This window comes from Pseudomonas sp. AC463 (assembly GCF_979253585.1).
On the sequence record NZ_CEEDDZ010000226.1, the window covers coordinates 1 to 369 of the forward strand.

At 64.8% G+C, this 369-nt stretch carries 1 protein-coding gene; it reads right to left on the reverse strand.

The features are described from left to right. Window positions 1-369: DUF5597 domain-containing protein (locus AC0IYH_RS29895; RefSeq protein WP_471837712.1), on the reverse strand; the 369-nt coding region annotated here is incomplete at both ends.

Consider the following 369-nt stretch of genomic DNA (forward strand, 5'->3'; position numbering starts at 1 on the left):
CGCGGTGGCGATGTCGGGCGACGTGACCGGGCGCTGGATGTCGGCGAAGGCGATGGTGAAGCGATAGCCGCCGATCTCGCGCGTCTGCGGCTCATAGACGATCGTGTCGTCGTACAGTTGCCGCGGTTTGAAACCTGCCATCCGGCCCGTCCCCTGCGCCGCCAGGATGTGCGGACGAAGCTGCTGCAACACGCCGTACGCATCCTTGAGCTTCCCCGGCTCGGCGTCGATCGAATCGATCGAGAACGGCCCGAAGCCGATCGCGTCCAGTTGTCCGAAGGCATAGAAGGCGTTGGCGGCGACGGTCGGGTGATCGGCATTGTTGGCTTCGGGCACGAACAGCGGATTGTCGCGCCGAGTGTACCGATT